Origin of the sequence: Enterovibrio coralii (genome assembly GCF_001559595.1) — a bacterium.
In the GTDB taxonomy this organism is placed as follows: domain Bacteria; phylum Pseudomonadota; class Gammaproteobacteria; order Enterobacterales; family Vibrionaceae; genus Enterovibrio; species Enterovibrio coralii.
In genome coordinates this window covers 788,462-813,237 of record NZ_LNTY01000034.1, presented here as the reverse complement: position 1 = coordinate 813,237, position 24,776 = coordinate 788,462, and the positions used below count along the sequence as shown (strand labels likewise).

Sequence of the window (24,776 nt, the reverse complement as noted above, 5' to 3'; positions counted from 1 at the left end):
CTATGACCATCGAATTTAATAACTTCACTTTTCGCTACGACGCGCTGGTTAACCCGACTCTGAAGGGCATTAACCTCACAATTAATAAAGGCGAGAAAGTGCTTATCGTCGGCCCAAGCGGCAGCGGTAAATCCACCCTTGGCCAATGTATTAACGGCCTCATCCCGCATTCTATTGAAGGTGAATCGTCAGGTTCTTTGCTGATCAATGGCCTAGAAGCCAAAACGATGAAGCTTGTTCAATTCACCGAACAAGTCGGCACAGTTCTTCAAGATACCGATAGCCAGTTCGTAGGCCTGAGTGTGGGCGAAGACATCGCCTTTGCGCTTGAGAACCAACGTATGTCGGTTGCTGAAATGTACCCGCTAGTGAAGTCCACAGCACGTATGGTGGAGATGGAAACCCTTCTAAACCATGCACCGCAAGATTTGTCTGGCGGTCAAAAGCAACGTGTTTCTCTGGCAGGTATTCTGGTCGATGACGTTGACATTCTGCTGTTTGACGAACCTTTGGCTGCACTTGACCCGAAAACGGGCAAGCGCACTATCGAGATCATTGATCAACTGCACCGCGAAACCGATAAAACGGTCATCATCATCGAACACCGTTTGGAAGATGTGCTGACCAAACACGTTGATCGCGTGATTCTGATGGACGGCGGACAAATCGTTGCTGACATGGAACCAAATGACATGATGATGTCTGGCCTGCTAGAAAAGCATGGTATCCGTGAGCCACTTTATTTCTCTGCGTTGAAGCACGCAGGCTGTCAATTGAAAGCAGAAGATAAGCCTGCTTACTTGGAGCAAATGGACATCAACACCTTTGCACCAACGGTTCAAGCATGGCATTCAACTTATGCAAAACAGGACGTGCCAGAAGCTGGCGACACGCTACTGACACTAGAAAATATCACCTATTCCTATGACGGTGAGAAAAACGCGCTGGAAGACATTTCGTTCTCAGTGCGTCGTGGCGAAATAGTTTCTGTGTTGGGTAAAAACGGTTCGGGCAAATCTACGCTGACCAAGCTCATCATGGGTGTGATTGACCCAGATGCAGGCAAAATCACCTTCGGCAATGACAACTTTGCAGATTTGAGCATTTACGAGCGCAGCAAAAAAGTTGGCGTGGTGATGCAAAACCCAAATCATATGATCTGTCATCACATGATCATGGATGAAGTGGCGTTCGGCTTCGTAATCAAGGTTTAAGCGATGCAGAGATTGAAGCGCGTGTGTTGGAAGTGCTGGAATTTTGTGGCCTGAGTAAATATCGCCACTGGCCTGTCGATGCACTGAGCTACGGTCAGAAAAAACGTGTCACCATCGCTTCTATTCTGGTGATGGAACCAGAGCTTCTGATTTTGGACGAACCAACAGCGGGTCAAGACTATCGCAACTACACGGCGATGTTGTCGTTTATCAAACGTCTGAACAAAGAGCGTGGCGTGACCGTAATGATCATTTCTCACGATATGCATTTGGTGTTGGAATACACAACCCGTTCCATTGTGATTGCAGACAGCAAACTGATTGCCGACGCACCAATGACAACAGTATTCAGCCAACCTGCGTTGTTGGATACCGCAAACTTGACCACCACCAGCCTTTATCAGCTCGCCGAGAAGTGCAACATCGCTGATATCAATGGCTTTATGCAGCAGTTTATCGACGCAGAGAGCAGTGCGAAATGAAAACCTCTAAGATGAAATTTGGCATTAACTACGTTGATACCAAGTCACCATTGCATACGCTCAATGGCATCACCAAGTTCGCACTCTTAATGGCATGGATCACCGTGGTTCTCACAACCTTTGATCTGCGCATTATCGTGGCGATGATCCTTCTGGGACTGATACTGTTAAAGACCACAGGCGTGGCATTTCAGGTCTATAAACCACTGCTGTTGGGTACGCTGAGTGTCCTGACCACCAACGCCATCTTTATGTTTATGGTGGCGCCTCAACAAGGGACAGAAGTCCTTGGCACCACAACAGAGCTTGTGACGTTACCGGGTAACTATACTCTTACCCAAGAAACACTGTATTACCTGCTGACGGTAACATTGAAGTATTTCAGCATGTTCCCTATTGCGCTGGTGTTTGTGTTCACAACACATCCAACAGAGTTTGCTTCTAGCCTTAACCGTATCGGCGTGCCTTACAAAGTCGCCTATGCGGTTAGCCTGACCTTGCGCTATTTGCCGGAAGTGAAGAATGACTTCATCAACATCATGCATGCGCAGCAAGCTCGCGGTGTCGATTTTTCGAAAAACGCCCCTTTGATGGCACGATTCAAAGGCGTCACCAAAATTCTGATCCCGCTTATTTTCTCTAGCTTGGATCGCGCTGACGAAATATCTAATGCGATGACGCTGCGCGGCTTTGGCCGTCACAATTCACGTACTTGGTACAATCAGCGCGCGCTAACCAGTAAAGACTGGGCGCTACTTGCTGTCCTTGCTTTGTTAGTTACGTTGGCTTTGGTGAAGCGCAATATGGAAACCGCGATGATGTGGTACCCATTTAGCTAACTCACCATTAGCAACCCAAAGTAAAAAAGGAGCCAAAAGGCTCCTTTTTTGTATCTATTGAATCACCAATTACCCTTCTAGCACCTTCATCAACAGATAGCCGTCATACATGGCACGCTTCACCAAGGCTGCGCCTGGCATGGTTGCTTGTGTGTAGAAAAAGGTTCATCCAACTCAAGATGCTCAAAATAGTGAGGCAAAGTCTGGTTCTTAATACGATCCATGATAGCGGGATAAAGCACTGATTTTGCCTGATTTAATTCACCACCAATCAATATTCTTTGAGGGTTGAATAAATTCACTGTGATAGCGATTGCTTGACCGAGATTGTGACCCAATTCTGTGATCACGTTCACGGCCACAGGGTCACCTTTCACCGCAGCTTGGCTCAACAGGTTTATTGATAACTTTCTTCCTTGCAGAACACTCTCGTGCCCCTGATCAAGAAGAGCTTGCGTGTCTTCCAATACAGACTGCAAGCTCGCCACGGTTTCCAAGCAGCCATTGTTGCCACAGAAACAGCGTTTACCGAACGGTTTGATTTGGATATGTCCCAACTCGCCGATGTTTCCAATCTGCCCTTCCAGCACTTTACCGTCGATCATAATGCCGGCACCAACACCATGGTGAATCGACACCAAGATGGAGTTTTCAACATCACGAGCGTTACCAAATAGCTTCTCTGCCAAAGCCCAAGCACGGGTGTCGTTACCGATAAAAACTGGCAGACCCGTTGAGCGATGAATCGCCGCGCCTAGAGGCATATTGTGAACATTAAAGTGCGGCATTTGAATCACCACACCTTGCGCGCTGTTGACTAAGCCCGGCAGAGAAACGGCAACAGCAGTCACTCGGTCAACAATTTTGGCGTGGGTAGAAAAGAAAGTGTTGATGCGTTTTTGAATGAGTTCGAGGAGTGGTTCTTGGTCGAGAATATCAATCTCTTTTCGCTCTTCAACCAGAATGCTTCCGCCCAGTTCATGCAGAGCCAACGTGAGATAACCACGGCCTAAACGAAGAGAGAGGAACTGCCACCCCTCATTATCCAATACCAAACCAATGGCGGGACGACCGCGGCTTGCTGGTTCCCCATATTCGGTCTCTTTCACGAGGTGAGCATCAATCAACTCTCGCGTTATTTTAGTAATACTTGCGGGAGCCAATTGGCTTCGCTTTGAAAGTTCAATTCGGGAAATAGGCCCTAGCTGATCGATCAACTTATAAACTGCGCCAGCGTTGTTACGCTTTATGTGATCTATGTGTCCTGGCTGGGCGAGAATCATCCCAAAATCCTTTTTACTTTCGTTAATAATGAATTTTTTTACTTTGCGAAGTAATTGTGAAGAGGCAGAAGGAAATGCCGTGATACACATCACGAGCAATTTATTTCAATTGCATTTCATTCAACCAGACAGCCAAAAATCAAACAGTTATAGACGCCATATTCTGGTCAGCATGTATCAGAATATTTCTACCCAAGACAGTTGGTTGTGAAACTGACATAATCCTGCCCCATCTATGCATAAGAACGTTAAGCGGTATGTACAACGTCAACGAAATTTTTGAAACCATTCAGGGTGAAGGCACATTCACAGGTGTTCCTTCTATCTTCGTACGCTTGCAGGGTTGCCCTGTTGGCTGTCCTTGGTGTGATACCAGACAGACGTGGGATACGTTAGAAACGGACAAGCGTGACTTTGGCGCTGTGATTGCCAAAACAGGAGACAGCCCGCTGTGGGCAGAAACGACAGCCGATGAAATCGTGGATTACTTGAATAAAAGCTACTCCGCGAAGCACGTCGTCATCACAGGTGGAGAACCTTGTATCTTTGATCTTGTACCACTCACCACGCGTTTAGAAGCTAACGGTTATCGCTGCCAAATCGAAACCAGCGGCACTTACCCAATAAAAGCGTCTGAAAACACCTGGGTGACGGTCTCTCCGAAAATTAATATGCGCGGTAAACTGCCAGTTCAGAAATGCGCCTTGGCGCGTGCCAACGAGATTAAACACCCGGTAGGTACTGAGTCAGACATTGAAAAGTTGGAAGCCTTGTTGGCAGATGTAGACGTGTCCGGCAAAGAGATTGCTCTCCAACCTATCAGCCAAAAGCCTCGCGCGACGGTATTGTGTATTGAGACATGTATTAAGAAGAATTGGCGACTGTCGATTCAAACCCACAAGTATCTCGACATTGCTTAAGCGGTAGATGTAAAAAGCGAGATCAAAAAAGGGCCAAACGGCCCTTTTTTATTGCAACTTACTCGCCAGTGTAAATACAGCCTGCGGTGCAAGTTTCTTTAATCATGATCTTGTTAAGGCATGGCAGCGCAGGTTTCAGTTCATCCCAAATCCACTTTGCCAGCACTTCGCTGGTTGGGTTTTCCAAACCCTCAATATCGTTGAGGTAGTAGTGGTCTAGGCGGTCATAGATAGGCTGAAACGCTTTCTTGATCTCAGAAAAGTCAATCACCCAACCTGTGTGTGGATCCACTTCGCCAGCAACGTAAATACGCACTAAGAAAGAGTGACCATGCAAACGACCACACTTATGACCTTCTGGTACGTGTGGCAGTCGGTGGGCCGCTTCAAACATGAATTCTTTGAACAGTTCAGTGTGCATTTCGTGCATTCCTGTGTTTGTGATTTAAAACTTTGCGCGGCGATGCTACTGAATTATGTCTGCAAGCTCAAACTGAATTGCGACCGACATTACGAATTGGCTCTGTCTTTGCCGTCGAATTGTTGTTTTTCATCGCTCTGTTGCCTGTTCACCAGCAAAGAACAGGTAAAATCCGGTGGCTTTTTGCACAAATTTCAGCCGAACGTAAAAGATAGTGAAGCCTCGCCAATTCTGCATCTTGAGGTAGTTTATGTATGCGGGTAAACTCTCTTGTCCTAGTGCGAATTATCCTAGTCCGATGACCACAGATGTCGTCGGATATTCTTCAACGGAGTTAGATGCAAATTATGAACTATGTGCCTGTAGCAGACGTCCTGCACGGCAAAGCGGCAGTAGACACAGAAGTCACTGTTCGCGGTTGGATCCGCACACGTCGTGATTCAAAAGCCGGTATTTCTTTCCTTGCCATTTATGACGGCTCTTGTTTTGACCCAATCCAAGCGGTTGTTCCTAATGAGCTGAATAATTACAACGAAGAAGTACTGCGTCTTACTACTGGCTGCTCTGTAGAAGTAACAGGTAAAGTTGTAGAAAGCCCAGGACAAGGCCAAGCATTCGAACTGCAAGCAACTAACGTAAACGTAGTTGGTTGGGTTGAAGACGCTGACACCTACCCAATGGCGAAGACACGTCACTCAATCGAGTACCTGCGTGAAGTTGCTCACCTGCGTCCACGTACCAACGTAATCGGTGCGGTTTCGCGTGTTCGTAACTGTCTGGCGCAAGCTATTCACCGTTTCTACCACGAAAACGGCTACTTCTGGGTTTCTGCTCCGCTGATCACTGCATCTGATGCAGAAGGTGCGGGTGAAATGTTCCGCGTATCAACGCTGGACATGGAAAACCTGCCACGTACTGACAAAGGCACCGTTGATTACAACGAAGACTTCTTCGGTAAAGAAACCTTCCTGACTGTATCTGGTCAGTTGAACGCAGAAGCGTATGCATGTGCGCTGAGCAAAGTTTACACCTTCGGTCCTACTTTCCGTGCAGAAAACTCAAACACCAGCCGTCACTTGGCGGAATTCTGGATGGTTGAGCCAGAAGTTGCATTTGCAGAACTGGACGACGTAGCGAAGCTGGCTGAAGACATGCTGAAGTACGTGTTCAAAGCAGTTCTGGAAGAGCGCCGTGACGACATGGAATTCTTCGCACAACGTATCGACAAAGAAGCGATCACCCGTCTGGAGCAATTCGTGACGTCTGACTTCGCACAAGTTGATTACACTGACGCGATTCAAATCCTGCTAGATTCAGGCAAAGAGTTCGAATTCCCTGTTGAGTGGGGTATCGACATGTCTTCTGAGCACGAGCGTTACCTGGCAGAGCAACACTTCAAAGCTCCAGTTATCGTGAAGAACTACCCGAAAGACATCAAAGCGTTCTACATGCGCTTGAACGATGACGGTAAGACAGTAGCGGCAATGGACGTACTGGCACCGGGTATCGGCGAAATCATCGGTGGTTCTCAGCGTGAAGAGCGTCTGAACGTTCTGGACGAGCGTATGCGCGAAATCGGTATCGACCCAGAGCACATGGATTGGTACCGCGACCTGCGCCGTTACGGCACCGTACCACACGCTGGTTTCGGTCTGGGCTTCGAGCGTCTGGTATCTTACGTTACTGGTATGGGCAACGTTCGTGACGTTATCCCGTTCCCACGTACGCCACGCAGCGCGAACTTCTAAGACGTTTTATTGCAACGCTTATGATTGTAAAAACCTCCGCATCGTCGGAGGTTTTTTTATGCCTTCTTATTCTCTACCCTCTTCCCTTTCTTTGTTTCTGAAATCTTAGATTGAGGCCACCTCATCCCAAGGCAACAGTGCTACATTGAACGCATGTGGGAAAGCAATTAAAGAAATGGAAAGAGGCTATCATGAGTAAATATAACGAAAGCGATATTCACTACCACGGTGAAACCAACGGCGTGCATAGCTGGAGCCTTTCAATGGGACAACCTTATTATTGGCACCCAGATTGGCTACATATTGCAGAAGACATGACAGGGCATGTCCCGGTCGAAGAAGCAAAACTGCATGTCGACCATGGTGAGCAGCCAACCAAAGAACATGCTGTTCAAGCCATTTTAAGACACATCAACGAATGGGCACATAAATCAAATCATTAAGCCCGTTTGCTCAACACCCTTAGAATATCGAACAACTTCTCGTGACTCTGAGGAGAATTAGGCCACCAATAGGTGGTCTTTTTTATTGGTTGTATTACACCAAAAATGCCTACTTAATTTTCATGCCTTGCTTGGTTATCACTTTTTCGAGCTGTGCCATACTTTTGATTTTGGGCGCAATCTCCTCTCCTTCACTTGCCTTATTTACAGCTGAATCACGGGCTTCGACGCATCGAATTTTACGCTGACGTTTCGCTTAATTGTCATTTTGCGTTCGTCTTAATCAATCACTATTGAAATAGTTAAAATTTCCGTTTTATTACAACGATCCAACATGGTATAAAAAAAGCAGTGTCAATTAACAACGCCATGGATGAACGAAGATGTTTGAAAAAATTGTTGCGGCTCCCGCCGACCCTATTCTAGGCCTCACTGAAGAATTCAAAGCGGATCCACGCGCTGAGAAAATTAACCTTGGTGTAGGCATTTACAAGGACGAATCTGGAAATACCCCTGTTCTAGCTACCGTTAAAAAAGCGGAAGCGGTTCTTCTTGAAAAAGAAACCACCAAATCTTACCTAAGCATTCCAGGTACACCTGAATACGGTCTGGCAGTTCAAAAACTGCTGTTCGGTGAAAACGCGCCAATTATTGCTGACAAACGTGCTCAAACTGCACAAGCGCCAGGTGGTACAGGTGCACTTCGTCTTGCTGCAGAATTCATTAAACGCCAACTGGGCGACGTAAAAGTGTGGGTAAGCAACCCAACGTGGGCAAACCACGTTGGTGTGTTCGCAGCTGCAGGTCTGGAAGTCGCGCAATACAGCTACTACAACGCTGAAGCAAAAGACATGGACTTTGCTGCCATGGTTGCGGATTTACAAACAGCAAGTGCTGGTGACGTAGTTCTGCTGCACGGCTGCTGCCACAACCCAACTGGTATCGACCCAGTTGCAGACCAATGGCAAGAACTGGCTGCACTGTGCAAAGACAAAGGTTTGTTGCCTCTGTTCGACTTTGCTTACCAAGGTTTTGCTAAAGGTGTTGAAGAAGATGCTGCAGGCCTGCGTATCTTTGCAGAAGTGTGCCCAGAGCTTCTCATCGCAAGCTCGTTCTCTAAAAACTTCGGTTTGTACAATGAGCGTGTAGGTGCTTTCACTCTGGTAGGTAAATCTGCGCCAGAAGCAGCAACAGCGTTTAGCCAAGTGAAAAGCATTGCGCGCGTTATCTACTCTAACCCACCCGCTCACGGTGCAGCAGTCGTTACAGAAATCCTAGGCGACGCAGCTCTGCGCGCAGAATGGGAACAAGAAGTCGCTGACATGCGTGACCGCATTCAAGCAATGCGTGAGCTGTTCGTTACAACGCTGAAAGAAGAAGGCATCGACGCTGACTTTAGCTTCATCGAGCGTCAAAACGGCATGTTCTCTTTCTCTGGCCTGAACAAAGACCAAGTTGCTCGTCTGAAAGATGAGTTTGGCGTTTACATCGTTGGCTCTGGCCGTGTAAGCGTTGCTGGTATGACTCGCTCTAACATGGGTCCCCTGTGTAAAGCGATTGCTGCGGTTCTGAAATAAGAACCTGTAGTGGAAAAGAAAAAAGCACCCTCGGGTGCTTTTTTTGTGTCTGTGCTTTGGAGAGTTAGTTACATACCAATGCCGTGCAAGAACTCTGCACGGGTCGCAGCGTTCTTCTTGAACACGCCGCCCAGTGCTGTTGTCGTTGTTGCACTGGTCGCATCCATCACACCACGTGCCTTCACGCAGTAATGCGTCGCGTTCATATGTACTGCCACGTTATCCGTTTCCAGCAACGTCTGAAGGGCAACCAAGATTTGGCGAGTAAGACGTTCTTGCACTTGTGGACGCTGTGCAAAGAAACGAACGATACGGTTTATCTTCGACAGACCAATGATCTTGTCTTTTGGCAGGTATGCAACGGTGCACGAACCATCGATCGTGACGAGGTGGTGTTCACAAGTGCTGGTAAGCGTAATGTCTTTCACTCTTACCATTTCGTCACACCCCATTTTGTTGTCGATGACGGTGATTTTCGGGAAATTTGAATAATCCAAGCCCGAAAACACTTCATCTACATACATTTTGGCAATGCGTGCAGGTGTTTCCATGAGGCTGTCATCTTCAAGGTCGAGATCGATAACAGTCAAAATCTCACGCATGTGATATTCGATTTTTTCTTTCTTTTCTTCGGCGGTCATAGACGAACCGGACTGCATTGGAGTCTCGATACCACGCGCAATTAGCGCATCACGAACTCGCTTTGCAGAATCGCTCAATGCTGTCATAAAAATCCTCGGATCGTTCCAATGTTGTTATTGTTACCAGAGCGATAAAACAGGCTGACTTCAATATCTTCAAATTGCTCGGGTATTGTTGTTACTCGCCTATTCAGGACAAGGATCAATTTTTGTCAGATTTTTGAAGCATAACGTTAATAGTAATAAAATTACACCTTGAAATGCATGCGGGCATTAGTTTCGTCCTACAAAGTCTGAGATAATGACCCTTTGCTCTGCTGATAGCTAATTTATAGCCTAAAACTATCGAGAATTTTTTATGGGTTGTTGCGATACTCCTGGATTGATGCCCGTTTCTGCGGCCATTGAGACCCTCCTAGAAAACACTGCATCTATCACGCATTCCGAAATTGTCTCACTTACCGATGCGCAAAACCGCATCACTTCAGAAGACATTCGTTCTCCAATTAACGTGCCGCCTTTTGCAAACTCAGCGATGGACGGTTACGCCGTTAGATGTGCAGATCTTGCATCTACTCAAACACTGCCGCTGGCGGGTAAATCTTTTGCGGGCGTTCCTTTTGAGGGTAATTGGCTGCAAGGCACCTGTATCCGCATCATGACAGGCGCAGAAATCCCAGAAGGCGCAGACGCTGTAATCATGCAGGAACAGACAACGGTTGAAGGTGATAATGTCACGTTTACGGTTCTGCCTGCCGCACAGCAAAACATCCGCCCAATAGGCGATGATGTAAAAACTGGCGATGTGGTTATCCCAAAAGGTACCTTGCTGACGCCACGTGAAGTACCTCTGCTGGCAACCTTGGGCATCGCAGACGTGCCTGTGATGAGAAAGCCGAAAGTGGCGTTTTTCTCTACTGGTGATGAACTGCGCCAAGTCGGTGAAACCTTGGGCAAAGGTGAAATCTACGACAGCAACCGCTACACCATTCGCGCAATGCTTGAAAAAATGCACTGCGAAGCGATTGATTTAGGCGTTGTGCCTGATTGCCCTGAACAGTTGCGTGAGACCTTCCTACACGCCGCTGACATTGCCGATGTGATTGTCACGTCAGGTGGTGTAAGTGTTGGCGAAGCCGACTACACCAAAGATATTTTGGACCAAGAAGGTGAAGTGGGTTTCTGGAAAATCGCGATTAAACCAGGCAAACCATTTGCTTTTGGCCGCGTGAAAAATGCCCTTTTCTGTGGTTTGCCGGGCAACCCTGTTTCTGTACTGGTGACACTGCATGTGTTGGTTCAGCCTTTGCTGGCTAAATTGTCAGGTCATACGCAATGGAAACCAACCATTCCCCTTAAAGCCAAAGCAGAAACACGCTTTAAAAAGTCGCCAGGCCGAGCAGATTACCAACGTGCAGTTTACCGCTTAGATAAGAACGGCGATCTTGTGGTAGGTACGACAGGCAACCAAGGCTCCGGTGCTTTCAGTTCATTGTCAGTTGCCAACTGTTTTACGGTGTTGGAGCAAGACCGTGGCCACGTTGAAGTTGGTGAAACCGTCACTATCGAACCTTTCAACGCAGTGCTGAGCTAAAGGAATAACGTGGATATTCTCTCCTCGGAAGAAGAACTCCGATACAACCGCCAGATCATTTTGCGTCAATTTGATTTTGAGGGCCAAGAGGCCCTCAAGCAAAGCAAAATGTTGATTCTTGGTGCTGGCGGCTTAGGATGCGCCGCAAGCCAATATCTCGCTGCTGCGGGTGTGGGCGAACTGACGCTGATTGATGACGATCGCGTTGAACTGTCTAACCTGCAACGACAAGTGCTTCACAGCGACGCCACCATCGGTGAGCTGAAAGTAGACTCAGCGGCGAAATCGCTGCGCACACTGAACCCACATGTCGTTATCAACACGGTATCAGAGCGTTTAGGCGATGACGCGCTATCGGATTTGGTTAACCACCACTCGATCGTGTTGGATTGCAGCGACAACGTTGACACCCGCAATCAGCTAAACCGTCTTTGCTTTGAACATAAAACACCGCTCGTCAGTGGTGCTGCTATTCGCCTCGAAGGTCAGGTGGCAGTCTTCACCTACGGTGAAAATGAGCCGTGCTACCAGTGCCTGAGTGCCATGTTTGGCGAACAAGCATTGAGTTGTGTTGAAGCGGGGATTCTGTCACCGGTTGTTGGTGTGATTGGTGCAATGCAAGCTTTAGAAGCGATCAAAGTCGCGACACATTTTGCCCCTATCCCTGCTGGAAAACTGATGATGTTTGATGCCATGGACAGCCAGTGGCGTAACTTCAATCTGATGAAAAGCCCGACATGTACTGTTTGTAATAGTTAACACTTGTTAGCTAGAACAGTGACATTGTTCTCAACATTGCTATTTCTCAGCTACATTTAAGAATATCTCGGCTGCCATGCCCTGCATGACAGCCACTTTCTTTTCATGACGTGGGCTGATAGCAATACGATGTTGAAATCGATATCAATAATCCTCGTGCTCCTTGGCATGCTTGCCTGATATCCGCCTTACGATCCTCTATCTCCCTTTATCAAAAAGACCGTCGCCCTTCGACGCTCAGCTTCATTCCCGTCATGCTCGGCTTTGTTCTCGGCTATGTCGTTTTTACGGCATACATGGCCATGACACCGAAAGTCAGCGTGATTGAGTTCATCGTCTCCATGGTCTTTTTCGGTGGGGGCATCTTCTGCGTCATGATATTCAGCGTGGTATCACAAAGCATGGAACGTATTGCTTTTGCTGAATTCCAACAGCGCCACAATGAATCTCACGATAGCCTGACCGGACTTCCAAATAGGCGCTTCTTGCTCCAAACCATTAATCAGCACATTTCGGATTTTGAAACGACACAACAGCGTTTCGCTGTCGCCACGGTAGACATCAACAACTTCAACCACATCAATGAGATTTTCGGCCATCAGGCCGGAGACAGCGTGCTCTATCAATATTCGGAGCGTTTAAGGGAATTCGTTGAGCAAGACATCTTCCTTGCTAGAACGAGCGGAAATCGTTTCACCTTTATCATCACAAGCCCCGAAACAACCAATGTGACCCAATACATTGAAACTATACAAGCCTATCTGGATCACCCGCTTACGATTAATGACCACGATGTGAATCTCACCAGCACAGTAGGTGTTGCGCTCTACCCAGAACACGGAGCCACGGCCGAAGACATTCTGAAACGTTCTGAAATCGCCATGTACAGTGCCAAACGTATTCAAGTGCCCTACGCCGTTTATGAAGCAGCCTCCTACAGACAGTTTTATGACAAAGTCGAACTGGCTCAGATGCTACAAGTGGCGATGGAGAACATGGACTTCGATTTGTACTTTCAGCCAGTGCTGAACGTCAACAAAACACATAAGACAACATTTGAGGTACTGATCCGCTGGCCGCTTGGCAATGGCTGCAGTGTGAGCCCGGATGAGTTCATCCCTATCGCTGAACAGACCAACGTTATTCAACAAATCACACGTTGGGTATTAAAGAAAACCATTACTCAGCTTGCCGAATGGTCCGAAAAAGGGATGTCTCCTCATGTTCAAGTGAACCTGTCGGTCAAAGACATCGAAGATGACAGCCTTGAACCCTTCCTTAGTCAGTTGTTAAAGGACTACACCATTGACCCTTCTCAACTCACATTAGAGATCACCGAAACCAGCATGATGCAGAACCCGAAGAAGGCGCAAACCGTGTTGGAGAAGATCAAGAAACTCGGTGTGTCCTTGAGTATCGATGATTTTGGAACTGGGTTCTCATCCCTGTCAATTTTGAGCAACATGCCCATTGATGAAATCAAAATTGACCGCAGCTTCGTGACAGATTTGCTCTACAGCAGCAACCATGAAGCCATTGTAAGATCAACGATTTACCTTGCTCATAGCCTAGAATGCTCAGTCGTTGCTGAGGGTGTAGAAACCGAAGCATTGGGCCAATACCTGATGTCGATTGGCTGCGACAAGATACAAGGATTTTGGTACGGCAGACCGATGAACTTGGCGCAAGCTGACACTTGGCTTCGCGATGTTCACATGATTAACCACCGTGTTGCCAGCCAAAACTAAAGCCATAAATCCCGCCCAATAAATAATCAGCAGAATATATACCTGTCTATTTTTGATACAACCGTGTCATCAAAGTTACTTTATCTCGTCATGAATGCTTCAATTAACTGAAACATGACTGTCATATAACTTACCTAAAGTTGCCATCGTTGATTCAAACAACTCCTTCGAGAAAGGCAACGATTAAGGAAAGTTACAATGAAATCAAAAGTTTTTACTGCTCTATGTATGGCGGGTGCTCTGGTAGCTAACACAGCTTCTGCTCAAGAAACCATCACAGTATCTGGCTCTACCTCTGTAACAGAAGTCATGGAAGTTCTTGCAGAGACTTATCAAAACCAACACACCGGTACCTTTATCGAAGTTCAAGGTACAGGATCTTCTGCTGGTGTTAAGGCAGCTAAAAACGGCACATCAATGTTCGGCATGGCATCTCGCGACCTGAAAGAGTCTGAGAAAGAGCCAGCATTGAAAGAAACAGTGATTGCACGTGACGGTATCGCAGTTGTAGTAAACAACGCGAACACACTGGAAGACCTAACTATCGAACAAATCGCAAAAATCTACCGCGGTGAAGTGAAGAACTGGTCTGAAGTGGGTGGCGAGAACAAACCTGTGGTTGTTGTAACACGTGACACTGCATCAGGCACTCGTGGCGCATTCGAAGACATCATGGGCCTGAAGCGCAAAATCAACGGCACAACGGTATCTGCAATCTCTCAACGCGCTCAAGTGGGTAACGGTAACGGTGTAGTGAAAACTATCGTTGCAAACAACCCATTCGCTATCGGCTACATCTCTCTGGGTTCTATCGACGAATCTCTAAAACCTCTGAAAGTTAACGGCGTTGAACCTTCTTCTGAAGCAGTAGCGGCTGGCGACTACAAAGTGGCACGTCCATTCCTAGTACTGAGCAAAGAAGGCAAACCTTCTTCTGCAGCGAACGAGTTCCTGGACTGGGTAGTATCAACTGACGGCCAGAAAATTGTTTCAAAACAAGGTTATGTACCTGTTAAGTAAGTCTAACTGAATACCTTGCCTGACGCAGTTAGTCAGGCCTCTTTTAAGGAAAACCTCCCTGCCAGATATTGGCAATAAGGAGTGAGAAATGACCATCGCAAACGAACAAACCATTGAGCTGCCAGCACGCAGTTTGAGTCGTCGCCAAAAACGCGACTGGCGTGAAGATATCTTCCGCACTCTATTTCTGACAGCAGCAATTCTTGGCGTGCTTTCTCTAGCAACCATTGGCTACTTCATCTTCCTAGAAGGTATGCCAGCGATTAAAGAAGCCGGTGTAACAGGCATCGTCGCTGGGTCTGAGTGGCTTCCACCAGCACTTTACGGTATTGCTCCAATGATTGTTGCCTCTCTGGCATCAACCGCTGGCGCAGTTGCATTGGGTGTGCCAGTTGCCGTACTGACCGCAATTTTTATCGCTGAAATCGCACCGAAATGGTTAGCGAACATCATCCGCCCAGCTGTTGAGCTACTGGCAGGTATCCCATCAGTGGTTTACGGCTTCTTCGGCCTGGTTATCATCGTCCCACTGATTCAAGACGTATTTAACGTACCGGCAGGTAACACACTGCTTGCAGGTATCATCGTACTGGCAGTAATGATTCTTCCAACCGTTATTGCAGTATCAGAAACTTCACTGCGCGCAGTACCAAAAGCTTACAAAGAAGGCTCTCTGGCACTGGGTGCATCACAAATGTTCACCACCTTTAAGCTGCTCGTTCCAGCTGCACGCTCAGGCATCATGACTGGTGTCATTCTGGGTATTGCTCGTGCACTGGGTGAAACCATGGCAATCATCATGGTAATGGGTAACGCCCCTGCGATGCCAAATGGCCTGCTGGAATCAGCCCGAACGCTGACAGCAAACATAGCGCTTGAAATGTCCTACGCATCAGGTGTTCACGCAAGTGCACTGTATGCCACTGGTATCGTTCTGTTGGTCTTCATCATGGTACTGAACGCTGCCCTGCTTTACCTGAATCGTGAAAAAGCGAGGTAATTACGATGCTTTCACGTCAACTTAAAGACAAGATTTCTCTGGCGACCGTATGGGTTGCAGCTGGTCTGACCGTTGGTTTCCTGTTCTGGATTATTTGGTACATCCTGAGCAATGGTCTGCAATACGTAAACTGGTCTTTCATCACCAGCAACTACACGCGAATTGGTGAGGAATCAGGCATCTGGCCGATGATTGTTTCAACCATCTACATGGTTATCGCTTCCATCTCAATCGCGGCCCCTATTGGCATTATGACGGCTATCTACCTGACAGAATACGCAAGGTAGGCAGCAAACTGGTTAAAGTGATTCGCTTCTGTACTGAATCTCTGGCAGGTATTCCTTCGATTATTTTCGGTCTGTTCGGTATGACCTTCTTCGTTGCGGTACTGGGTCTTGGCTTCTCGATTCTGTCAGGTGCACTGACGCTGAGTATCCTGATTCTGCCAGTGATTATCCGTACGACTGAAGAAGCCCTGATGGCTGTACCACAGACCTACCGCGAAGGTTCATACGGTCTGGGCGCATCAAAAATTTACACGATTTGGAAGCTGATCCTTCCAGCAGCAATGCCAGGCATCGTGACCTCAATCATTCTGAGTGTGGGTCGTGTAATCGGCGAATCTGCACCGGTATTTCTAACTGCAGGTATGGTTGCGCGTATCCCAGAGAGCGTTATGGACTCTGGCCGAACCCTGACCGTACACCTTTATAAATTAACCCAGGAGCTCTACACAGTTCACGAGTGGAATCAGGCCTACGCCACCGCCACTGTACTGATTGTTGTTGTGCTACTCATCAACATGCTGACCAAGATTATCGCCAGCAAATTTAGCAAAGCCACTTACTGAGCCCGGGAGAGAATACAATGTTGACTGCAAACAAATTTGAAATTGAAAACCTGAACCTTTACTACGGAAACGGCGCGAACCACGCACTAAAAAACATTAACCTGCCGATCCCTAGCAAGAAAGTAACTGCACTGATTGGTCCTTCTGGTTGTGGTAAGTCTACCCTGCTGCGCTGTTTGAACCGCATGAACGACTTGATTGAAGGCGTAAAAATTGACGGTCGTCTGGAACTGGACAACGAGAACGTCTACGGCAACATCGACGTATCTAACCTGCGCATCAAAGTAGGCATGGTTTTCCAAAAGCCAAACCCGTTCCCAATGAGCATCTATGACAACGTGGCTTACGGCCTGCGTGCTCAAGGTGTCACTGACAAGAAAACACTGGACCAAGTGGTTGAAAAAAGTCTGCGCGGTGCAGCACTTTGGGATGAAGTTAAGGACCGCCTGAAGCAACATGCTTTCGGTCTATCTGGTGGTCAACAACAACGTCTGTGTATCGCTCGCACTATCGCGATGGAACCTGAAGTTATTCTGATGGATGAACCAACATCAGCACTTGACCCAATCGCGACCAAGAAAATCGAAGACCTGATGGAAGAGTTGAAGAAGAACTACACCATCGTCATCGTTACGCACTCAATGCAACAAGCACGTCGTATTTCTGACCGCACTGCCTTCTTCCTGATGGGTGAACTGGTTGAGCATGATGAGACAGCAATATCTTTGCTAACCCGCGCGATGATCGTACCCGCGGTTATGTAAACGGTGACTTCGGTTAATCGAATCGTCCCGAAACGAATTCCAACAATAATTAAATTTATGCGATGGTAACACTTGCCCCCTATCTCGATAGGGGGCTTTTTTATTCAATTCTTCCTGATTTGCTCAATTCACCAACATCAAATGGTATGTCCGCCCATAATTCGAACAATTTTCGACGTAAAATGATGAGGTTGACCATATTCTGACTTGCGTCGTTCTTTAGAATACGAATAATGACGGAAGTTTTTTGGTGGGACGCTAGGGAACCCATCCTCAACTACAATGTCATTTAGATATCGGCCACAGTATTCGGTGCATTCCTACAAACTGAAATGTGTGTCGACCGACTCATAAATCTGGAGTACAAGATGAAAAAGATGGCAATCGCAATGCTGGTCGCTCCAGCAATTCTGGCAGGCTGTTCAACCGGCTCGTCTCTAATGGGTGACTCAATGGAAGTGTCTCAAGCTAACATGCAACACCATAACTGGACGCTGGTTAGCATTGATGGTCAACCGCTGAACCTACCAGAAGGCTTTGCTGCACCTAATTTGGAAATCGGCGAATCATTCACTGCGAATGGTCACGCGGGTTGTAACCGTTACTTTGGTCAAGCTGAGCTGAAAGACGGCCAGTTCCGCATCGACAACATGGCAACGACCATGATGGCGTGTCCAGAGCCAGCAATGGCTGTGGAAGGCGTAATGACTAACGTTCTGGGTAACTGGAGCGAAGTGACGCTGGAGAAACAAACGCTGGAACTGCAAAACGGCGAACACACGCTGAGCTTCCAACTGCGTGATTGGGTTAACTAAGTAACCCTCCCTCTTGTTTTCTAAATCAGCCTCTTTCTTGAGGCTGATTTTTTTCTGGCGCATAAATCCAATTTGCTTGGTTACGCCCCAGCGCAATCGCCTTACTCAGCGCAATTTCCGCGTAAGCAATCAGCTTAGAAGCATCGACATTTTCACTGTTCGAGACCGTCACGCCGCCCACGCTGATGGAAATCATGTTGCCACCTGCCTCTTTATCAAACGGCAATTTCAAGGCTTGAACGGCTTAATGCAGATATCTGCCATTGGCGCACCATCACGTGTATTTGGCAGTAGAATCGCGAAGGTTTCACCGCCGTATCTCGCGAGTAAATCACTTGGCCTTTTCAGCGTGTCTCCGACCGCTTGCCCCACCAGCCTGATGATCTTGTCACCCGCCACGCGCCCATGTTTCGCGTTGTAACGAGACATATTGTCGATCTCGACAATGAGTAGACTGATAGGAATTCGATCGCGGTGTGCTCTGCCCACTTCACTCTGCACACTCATCTCGAAATAATCTCGGTTGTAGTACCCTGTCAAACCGTCGCTCTTCGACATCTTCTCCAATTTTTTGTTGGCTTCTCGAAGCTCTCGGGTTTTTGCATCAACACGTTTTTGCACGCTCAGCGCGCGGTGCTGAAGGATGTATATGAGATAAGCAAGTAGCGTAAAAATCACCACGCCAACAAAGAAAATCATGTGAGGGAAAATGCTCATGCGGCTATTTACATAGTCCGCTGACGGCGCACCTTGTAACACCCACTCTCTGCCTGCGAAATAAATAGGCTCAGAGGTGTATGACAACATCATGTTGGGCGGCTCAGACAAATCCACCGTACTTTGGTAAATCACCTGATTGTTGGCATTCAGCCCATGTCCAGCAACGACAGATTAATGGACTCTTTCACCGTATTGTTAATCGCAAGCTGGAAAATATCTTTAACGTCGAAAAGTGCCAGCAGAAAGCCTCGCAACGCATCTTCTCTGTCCGCATCCGTTTCAGGCTCACCATGGAAGACAGGCAACAACATCAGAAAACCGCTTAAGTCCTCGTATTCCCTTTTCAGACGTATCGCTGGTGTCGCAATTGGCACACCGCGATACCAGCTCATTTCCAATGCACCCTTCATCGTCGCACGAGAAGCCAAGTCAAAACCTAAGACGTTTTGATTGTCTTCATATGGCGTGATGTATTTGACAGGAAAGTAGCGCGCACGGTTTTGCGCTTTCACAAGGTCGCCGGTGTCACTAAGTTCAACGATTTCAAACAACGCAAACTCAAGTGCCGCTTCTGCTTCATATAAGTCTCGATCACGACTATCAACCACTTCCGCCCATTCCATTGAGCGAATGTTGGGGTGTCTGTCCATGATGCTTTCAGCGAATGTCACGAAAGTTTCTTCATTGACTTCATCGCTGGCAGTGAGTTGGTTTCGAAGGGCATAGAGAAGCTCAATCGCAATGTTCAATTCTCTACCGAGAGACAGTGCCGCGTTCTCCACGTCTTTTTGAACTTCGTGCGCAACTGATTGTTTTTCTGACTGATATAGAGAGACGGCGGCAAGGAACGAAAAAAACAGCCCGACGAGAACTGTTACAATCGTTGAATATAAAACGCGTCTTGCCATCAAACTACACCTTCAAAATATGTTAACTAATTGTTGGACATATTTTGAGATACCGCCAGAAAACAGACCTTTGCAGTCACTTAGAGCAATCCTCTCAGTGAGTTGCAAAGGCCTTGGTTTCTAACCGGAATGTACCGAATTTGGCGTTTTAGTTAACGGTTTCTCGCAGTGTTTTCGCTGCGTCTACCAGACTGGTCAGTGCGGCTTCAACCTCTACCCAGGAGCGGGTTTTCAAGCCACAATCCGGGTTAACCCAAAGACGCTCATCAGGGATGGTCTTACGCGCCTTCTCCAGCAAACCAACAATGCTTTCTACACTTGGAATGTTAGGAGAATGGATGTCGTACACACCCGGACCGATTTCGTTCGGGTATGAAAACTCTTCAAACGCTTGCAGCAATTCCATGTCCGAACGAGACGTTTCAATGGTAATGACATCGGCATCCAGTGCCGCCACTGAATCGATAATGTCATTGAATTCGCTGTAACACATATGGGTGTGGATTTGTGTTTCTGGTTTCGCACTTGCTGCTGACACCTTAAACGCACGTACGGCCCAATCGAGATAGGTTTTCCACTCACTCGCTTTCAATGGCATACCTTCGCGAATAGCAGGCTCATCGATTTGAATGACCTTAATACCAGCCTCTTGCAGATCTGCCACTTCATCACGCAACGCCAGCGCAATTTGCTCCGCAATGTCTTTTCGCGACAAATCTTCACGTGGGAATGTCCAACCTAAGATGGTCACAGGCCCAGTTAGCATACCTTTTACTGGCTTGTCAGACAGACTTTGTGCATAGGTTGCCCAACCCACAGTAATCGGTGCCTCTCTGGAAATATCACCTGTGATGATGGCCGGTTTCACACAACGGCTGCCGTAACTTTGTACCCAACCGAAACGTGAGACAGCAAATCCATCGAGGTTCTCAGCAAAGTATTCCACCATGTCATTTCGCTCTGGCTCACCGTGAACCAAAACATCCAGACCCAGCTTCTCCTGACGCTCGATAGCATCTTTGATGTGTTCTTGCATCGCCGACACATAATCGACCTCTGAAAGCTCACCTGATTTCAGTGCGCGACGTTGCTGGCGGATCTCTCCCGTTTGTGGGAATGAGCCAATGGTTGTGGTTGGAAACACTGGCAGAGACAGTGAAGCCTGTTGTGCTTCTGCACGCGATGCATATGGCGCATCACGTTCTGCGAGCGCATCAGTAATCGCATTCTGGCGAGCTTGCACTTCAGGCTTGTTAACACGCGAGCTTGATGCTCTTGCCAACACAGCCTCGCTGTAGACTTTGGCGCTTTCCACAGCAGATTCTTTACCCGAGAGAGCATCAGAAAGCAGAACAACTTCGCTGACTTTCTGCTTGGCAAATGCCAACCATGACTTCACTTCTTCATCAAGCGACGTTTCTAAATCGAGGTCCACTGGCGTATGCAGCAATGAACAGCTGCTAGAAACCCAGAGTCGGTCACCGAACTTCGACGCGACATCACCGAGTTCACTCACCCATTTGCCCAAGTTTGATTTCCAGACATTTCGACCGTTGATCACACCCAGTGACAATGTCCAATCAGACGGAATGGCTTCAACCACGGCACCCAGTTGTTCCGGGCCAGCACTGAGGTCGACATGAAGACCATTAACGTTTAAACCGGTAATCACATCCAGTTGATGTTCAACAGACTCGAAGTAGGTCGTTAGCAACAGCTTCACATCACCGCCAATCACTTGATAAGCCAGTTTGTATGCATTGCGCCACTCAGGAGCCAATTCCAACGCCAAAATAGGCTCGTCAATTTGTACCCATTCCACACCTTGAGCTTTCAGCTTACCGAGGATCTTCTGATAGACAGAGAGGAGGCGAGGAAGAAGATCCAAGCGGCTAAATCCTGCTTCTTTTTCTTTACCCAGATAGAGGTAAGAGATAGGGCCAAGAAGAACAGGTTTCACTTTGTGTCCCGCTTTCTGCGCCTCGTTCACTTCTTCAAAAAGCTGATTCCAACAGAGCTTAAACTCGTCGTCCTTTGAAAACTCAGGAACAATGTAGTGGTAGTTCGTGTTAAACCACTTAGTCATGTCCGATGCGGCACAAGCGCAACCAGTGGGTGCTTTACCACGCGCAATGCGGAACAAGGTATCTAAATCCGGATGTCCGCTGCGGTGACGCTTGGGAATATGACCCAAGGTTAAGCTGGTTTGAAGCACTTGGTCATACCAAGCAAAGTCACCAACGGTTACAAACGACAGACCGGCGTCAGCTTGTACATTCCAGTTGTGATGACGAATGGTTGCACCGACATCCAACAAACCTTGTTGGCTTAAATCACCCTGCCAATATTGTTCGAGTGCAAACTTCAGTTCCCGTTTATTACCAATACGTGGGTATCCCAAAATATGTGTAGTGGCCATGCTTCCCCTCCAAATTTAGCCGTCCAGATGTTTACATGTCCAAGATGATTGATTAGAGTTCATAAAACAAACTCAAATAACTCAAACGGATGTTGAGGAATTTTCATGATTGAGGTGAAGCACCTACGCACATTGGCGGTACTAAGGGACACAGGGTCTTTAACAGCAACAGCAACCCAACTGTGCTTAACGCAATCAGCGTTATCCCATCAGCTCAAAGACTTAGAGCAAAGAATCGGCTCTCCGTTGTTTCTTCGTAAAACGCGACCCGTCCGATTTACTGCTGAAGGCAATGTCTTGTTGTCGTTGGCCGACGATGTGTTGCCACGCCTAGCCAAAACGGAAGCGGAACTCTCTGCATTGAAAGAAGATGCGCAAGGAAGGCTTCACATGGCCATAGAGTGCCACTCATGCTTTCAATGGCTGATGCCCGCATTGAAGGAATATAAATTGAGTTGGCCACTCGTCACGTTGGACTTCTCTTCCGGTTTCGGTTTTGAACCTCTTCCTGCGCTGGCAGGCGGTGAACTGGACTTGGTGATCACCTCTGACATCTTGCCGAGAAGTGAAGTGCACTATGAAGCACTGTTCGATTTTGAAATGCGTCTGGTACTGGCTGACACGCATCCTCTCGCAAGTAAAAAGGTCATATCGCCGGAAGATTTAGCGGGAGAGACCTTGCTCACCTACCAGTTCAAAAACAGAGAATGGACATCATCAAACATTTCCTTCAACCCGCAGATATTGAGCCCGCCAACATAAAAACCGCAGACAATACCCTGATGCTCATTCAGATGGTCACGGCAGGCTTGGGCGTCGCGGCTCTACCAAACTGGGCAATTAGTGAGTTCTCTCGACAAGGTTTGGTTGTTGACCGCCCTCTTGGTGAAGGGCTTTGGAGAAGACTTTACGCGGCGGTGCGCGCACAAGAATCAAAACGCCCTTATTTGCAGGCATTTTTTGCAACCGCTCGCGCCCAATCTCATGCGCATTTGGAAGGAATAAAAAAGGTATAGCACGTTATAAAGATGAAAATACCGAGAGCATTTTCATAAACCACAATAATGTCATGTCTATTTAGTGATGCTGACGAAGAACTTATCTTGGCAATTCACTGTTTGCAGAAAGCCAAGGCGATCAAGATCACAAATATTGATTTGAGCATTATTTGAACAAGTCATTAAAATGCCACAACTTTTATTCATGAGCACACCAAGGAAGGTGTGTTCCTCGTGCAGGATAGCTGTTGTGATTATATTTTCGAACACAAAATGTAAGCATTGTCATGAAACAGAGGGGTTTTATAGACAGCGCAGGGCTTGCTATGAAAGGTACTTGACGCACCGCCATGAAGTGAAAGGAAAGTGCGTCAAATGTGGCAAAGTGAGCTTTCTCGGCAAACATACCTTAGAGCGACGTGTGCTCTTTTATGCATGAGTTGCCACGCCCAGCTTTTGGGCTTTGCATAGATATAGCGTTGGGTTAAATCACTTTTGTCTGAGCTGATTCACCAGAGGGTCGTAGTAGCAGCCCATTTCATCCAGCTTGTGTTGGAATGTTTGGTGATCCAAGCCAAATTGCAGTAAGAATTCGTCAAGGCTCGCGCACTCAAGGCGCAATCTTTCATTGACGATGCCATAAACAATGGCGTTATCTAGGTGCTCAAGATTGTGGATTTCCATACACATCACTCCTATCTGTCAGACCTAAAACCAGTTTAGACTTCTTACCAAGAACGACTGTGACCCAGACACAAAAAAGGGCACTTTATGTGCCCTGTTTCATCCTTTTGACAATCGCTGTCAAATCGCCGTCATAGAAGCAATTGCCACAGATGAAGCGCCAAAGATACAAGCAAATGCCGCCATAACTTGCAAAAGGCTTGGGGCAGCTTGTCTGAACAGATGTGATGCCCAAATCAAGGTACCTACCAAGACAAGCCCCATACAACCCACGATGTATTGAATCACCGCTCCAGTAACATTTGCTGAACCAAATACCGCAAGCACAGCCGCCATCAACATGGCAGAAACCAAACCCGCCACGGGTAAAATGCGATGAAATGCCTGCAAACGAGAACGCGCGCGAATAAGCAACACATGCGCAGTTGCAGCACCAACCAATACAACTTGCAACACCATCAGCAATGACAGTGCAAGACCCGATTGCGCCATTGCGACAACCAGCGCCAAAACGCCAAATGCATTCGAAAGGTGCAATACAGGGATAGGTCCTGACAGTTTCGTCTTACCCGTTTTAGAACGAAGCGAAAAGATACCCAGAGAGATAAAAGGCAATGCCGCAAAGGGGTAAATTGGTGTGATCACACCCCACCCTGCTACCAGAAACCAAAACACTTTATGTAAGCGGCCGCGTTGTCCCGGGCAAATATCACCTTTCAACAACACCAAGGTGAGAACCAACTGCGCACCTAATACGCCCGATAACACCACCGAGCTAAACACATCAATCATATTGCTACCCAAAAATTTGTGTCACGCAATTATACCGAAACTCATTAAAGATGCATGGTTCATAGAGATATCGAAGACGTTTCGATGCTTTTCCTGTAACAAAACTGACTTAAAGAGATCCTGAAAGTAAATTTGTG

Annotated in this window: 18 protein-coding genes and 6 pseudogenes; 15 read left to right on the top strand and 9 right to left on the bottom strand. The window is 47.4% G+C overall.

Annotation, left to right across the window (positions count from 1 at the left end):
- The first annotated feature begins 2 nt into the window (after positions 1–2).
- A pseudogene (locus ATN88_RS14930) lies at positions 3–1,696 on the top strand (ABC transporter ATP-binding protein).
- Complete coding sequence (locus tag ATN88_RS14925; RefSeq protein ID WP_067417432.1) at positions 1,693–2,535, top strand: energy-coupling factor transporter transmembrane component T family protein; 843 nt, start codon at positions 1,693–1,695, stop codon at positions 2,533–2,535. Before ATN88_RS14930 ends, ATN88_RS14925 begins: the two are co-directional and overlap by 4 nt.
- 69 nt (positions 2,536–2,604) lie before the next feature.
- Here ATN88_RS14925 and mlc read toward each other — a convergent pair.
- Positions 2,605–3,818, bottom strand: a pseudogene (gene mlc / locus ATN88_RS14920) (sugar metabolism global transcriptional regulator Mlc).
- A gap of 257 nt (positions 3,819–4,075) precedes the next feature.
- Here mlc and queE point away from each other — a divergent pair.
- Positions 4,076–4,738, top strand: a complete 663-nt coding sequence (gene queE, locus ATN88_RS14915; RefSeq protein ID WP_067417429.1) for a 7-carboxy-7-deazaguanine synthase QueE — start codon at positions 4,076–4,078, stop codon at positions 4,736–4,738.
- A 58-nt stretch (positions 4,739–4,796) separates the two neighbouring features.
- Here the strand turns inward: queE and queD are convergent, their stop codons facing one another.
- Positions 4,797–5,159 carry a 6-carboxytetrahydropterin synthase QueD gene (gene queD / locus ATN88_RS14910; RefSeq protein ID WP_067417419.1) on the bottom strand — a complete coding sequence of 121 codons (363 nt, stop codon included), beginning with the start codon at positions 5,157–5,159 and terminating at the stop codon, positions 4,797–4,799.
- A gap of 347 nt (positions 5,160–5,506) precedes the next feature.
- Between queD and asnS the strand changes: the two genes are divergently transcribed.
- The 3 genes and pseudogenes from asnS (at position 5,507) to ATN88_RS14895 (ending at position 8,927) form a co-directional block, all read left to right on the top strand.
- Complete coding sequence (gene asnS / locus ATN88_RS14905; protein ID WP_067417620.1) at positions 5,507–6,907, top strand: asparagine--tRNA ligase; 1,401 nt, start codon at positions 5,507–5,509, stop codon at positions 6,905–6,907.
- Positions 6,908–7,098: 191 nt separating this feature from the next.
- A pseudogene (locus ATN88_RS14900) lies at positions 7,099–7,332 on the top strand (hypothetical protein); the annotation flags it as partial.
- 401 nt (positions 7,333–7,733) lie between these two features.
- Positions 7,734–8,927: an amino acid aminotransferase gene (locus tag ATN88_RS14895; protein ID WP_067417415.1), complete on the top strand. Its 1,194-nt coding sequence runs from the start codon at positions 7,734–7,736 to the stop codon at positions 8,925–8,927.
- 68 nt (positions 8,928–8,995) lie between these two features.
- Here the strand turns inward: ATN88_RS14895 and folE are convergent, their stop codons facing one another.
- Complete coding sequence (gene folE, locus ATN88_RS14890; RefSeq protein ID WP_067417412.1) at positions 8,996–9,655, bottom strand: GTP cyclohydrolase I FolE; 660 nt, start codon at positions 9,653–9,655, stop codon at positions 8,996–8,998.
- Between the two features lie 271 nt (positions 9,656–9,926).
- Here folE and moeA point away from each other — a divergent pair, with 271 nt between their 5' ends.
- The 8 genes and pseudogenes from moeA to ATN88_RS14850 all read left to right on the top strand — a co-directional run bounded on the left by moeA (position 9,927) and on the right by ATN88_RS14850 (position 18,118).
- A complete protein-coding gene (gene moeA / locus ATN88_RS14885; RefSeq protein WP_067417409.1) occupies positions 9,927–11,162 on the top strand; it encodes a molybdopterin molybdotransferase MoeA in 1,236 nt (411 codons plus the stop codon).
- A 9-nt stretch (positions 11,163–11,171) separates the two neighbouring features.
- Entirely contained in the window at positions 11,172–11,921 is a 750-nt protein-coding gene (moeB, locus tag ATN88_RS14880; RefSeq protein ID WP_067417406.1) for a molybdopterin-synthase adenylyltransferase MoeB, read from the top strand.
- 254 nt (positions 11,922–12,175) lie between these two features.
- Positions 12,176–13,669: a putative bifunctional diguanylate cyclase/phosphodiesterase gene (locus ATN88_RS14875; protein WP_157490726.1), complete on the top strand. Its 1,494-nt coding sequence runs from the start codon at positions 12,176–12,178 to the stop codon at positions 13,667–13,669.
- Between the two features lie 198 nt (positions 13,670–13,867).
- Positions 13,868–14,689 (top strand): phosphate ABC transporter substrate-binding protein, encoded by an 822-nt coding sequence (locus ATN88_RS14870; protein WP_067417405.1) that lies wholly within the window; start codon positions 13,868–13,870, stop codon positions 14,687–14,689.
- Positions 14,690–14,777: 88 nt separating this feature from the next.
- A complete protein-coding gene (gene pstC, locus ATN88_RS14865; RefSeq protein WP_067417402.1) occupies positions 14,778–15,689 on the top strand; it encodes a phosphate ABC transporter permease subunit PstC in 912 nt (303 codons plus the stop codon).
- Positions 15,690–15,694: 5 nt separating this feature from the next.
- Positions 15,695–16,539: pseudogene (gene pstA, locus ATN88_RS14860) on the top strand (phosphate ABC transporter permease PstA).
- 17 nt (positions 16,540–16,556) lie between these two features.
- A pseudogene (gene pstB, locus ATN88_RS14855) lies at positions 16,557–17,320 on the top strand (phosphate ABC transporter ATP-binding protein PstB).
- A 351-nt stretch (positions 17,321–17,671) separates the two neighbouring features.
- On the top strand, positions 17,672–18,118 hold the full coding sequence (locus ATN88_RS14850; protein ID WP_067417399.1) for an META domain-containing protein: 447 nt from the start codon (positions 17,672–17,674) through the stop codon (positions 18,116–18,118).
- A 25-nt stretch (positions 18,119–18,143) separates the two neighbouring features.
- On the opposite strand, the gene ATN88_RS27485 is transcribed toward ATN88_RS14850, so the two are convergent.
- From ATN88_RS27485 to metE, 4 genes are all read right to left on the bottom strand, one after another.
- The gene (locus ATN88_RS27485) at positions 18,144–18,314 is read right to left on the bottom strand and encodes a nucleotidyl cyclase domain-containing protein (RefSeq protein WP_232313243.1); all 171 of its coding nucleotides are present in this window, start codon (positions 18,312–18,314) and stop codon (positions 18,144–18,146) included.
- Between the two features lie 32 nt (positions 18,315–18,346).
- Entirely contained in the window at positions 18,347–18,970 is a 624-nt protein-coding gene (locus ATN88_RS27480; protein WP_232313241.1) for a GGDEF domain-containing protein, read from the bottom strand.
- Between the two features lie 14 nt (positions 18,971–18,984).
- Positions 18,985–19,746, bottom strand: a complete 762-nt coding sequence (locus tag ATN88_RS27475) for a CHASE domain-containing protein (protein ID WP_232313239.1) — start codon at positions 19,744–19,746, stop codon at positions 18,985–18,987.
- A gap of 148 nt (positions 19,747–19,894) precedes the next feature.
- Complete coding sequence (gene metE / locus ATN88_RS14840; protein ID WP_067417396.1) at positions 19,895–22,165, bottom strand: 5-methyltetrahydropteroyltriglutamate--homocysteine S-methyltransferase; 2,271 nt, start codon at positions 22,163–22,165, stop codon at positions 19,895–19,897.
- A gap of 105 nt (positions 22,166–22,270) precedes the next feature.
- On the opposite strand from metE, the pseudogene metR reads away from it, so the two are divergent.
- A pseudogene (gene metR, locus ATN88_RS14835) lies at positions 22,271–23,181 on the top strand (HTH-type transcriptional regulator MetR).
- Between the two features lie 471 nt (positions 23,182–23,652).
- On the opposite strand, the gene ATN88_RS14830 reads toward metR, so the two are convergent.
- A complete protein-coding gene (locus tag ATN88_RS14830) occupies positions 23,653–23,847 on the bottom strand; it encodes a DUF4250 family protein (RefSeq protein WP_067417393.1) in 195 nt (64 codons plus the stop codon).
- Between the two features lie 120 nt (positions 23,848–23,967).
- A complete protein-coding gene (locus ATN88_RS14825; RefSeq protein WP_067417617.1) occupies positions 23,968–24,639 on the bottom strand; it encodes a hypothetical protein in 672 nt (223 codons plus the stop codon).
- Positions 24,640–24,776 lie beyond the last annotated feature (137 nt).

Coding starts and splice junctions, on each gene's coding strand:
- ATN88_RS14925 (WP_067417432.1), top strand. CDS start 1,693: ATGAAAACCTCTAAGATGAAATTTGGCATTAACTACGTTGATACCAAG.
- queE (WP_067417429.1), top strand. CDS start 4,076: ATGTACAACGTCAACGAAATTTTTGAAACCATTCAGGGTGAAGGCACA.
- queD (WP_067417419.1), bottom strand. CDS start 5,159: ATGCACACTGAACTGTTCAAAGAATTCATGTTTGAAGCGGCCCACCGA.
- asnS (WP_067417620.1), top strand. CDS start 5,507: ATGAACTATGTGCCTGTAGCAGACGTCCTGCACGGCAAAGCGGCAGTA.
- ATN88_RS14895 (WP_067417415.1), top strand. CDS start 7,734: ATGTTTGAAAAAATTGTTGCGGCTCCCGCCGACCCTATTCTAGGCCTC.
- folE (WP_067417412.1), bottom strand. CDS start 9,655: ATGACAGCATTGAGCGATTCTGCAAAGCGAGTTCGTGATGCGCTAATT.
- moeA (WP_067417409.1), top strand. CDS start 9,927: ATGGGTTGTTGCGATACTCCTGGATTGATGCCCGTTTCTGCGGCCATT.
- ATN88_RS14875 (WP_157490726.1), top strand. CDS start 12,176: ATGCTCGGCTTTGTTCTCGGCTATGTCGTTTTTACGGCATACATGGCC.
- ATN88_RS14870 (WP_067417405.1), top strand. CDS start 13,868: ATGAAATCAAAAGTTTTTACTGCTCTATGTATGGCGGGTGCTCTGGTA.
- pstC (WP_067417402.1), top strand. CDS start 14,778: ATGACCATCGCAAACGAACAAACCATTGAGCTGCCAGCACGCAGTTTG.
- ATN88_RS14850 (WP_067417399.1), top strand. CDS start 17,672: ATGAAAAAGATGGCAATCGCAATGCTGGTCGCTCCAGCAATTCTGGCA.
- ATN88_RS27485 (WP_232313243.1), bottom strand. CDS start 18,314: ATGATTTCCATCAGCGTGGGCGGCGTGACGGTCTCGAACAGTGAAAAT.
- ATN88_RS27475 (WP_232313239.1), bottom strand. CDS start 19,746: ATGGCAAGACGCGTTTTATATTCAACGATTGTAACAGTTCTCGTCGGG.
- metE (WP_067417396.1), bottom strand. CDS start 22,165: ATGGCCACTACACATATTTTGGGATACCCACGTATTGGTAATAAACGG.
- ATN88_RS14830 (WP_067417393.1), bottom strand. CDS start 23,847: ATGGAAATCCACAATCTTGAGCACCTAGATAACGCCATTGTTTATGGC.
- ATN88_RS14825 (WP_067417617.1), bottom strand. CDS start 24,639: ATGATTGATGTGTTTAGCTCGGTGGTGTTATCGGGCGTATTAGGTGCG.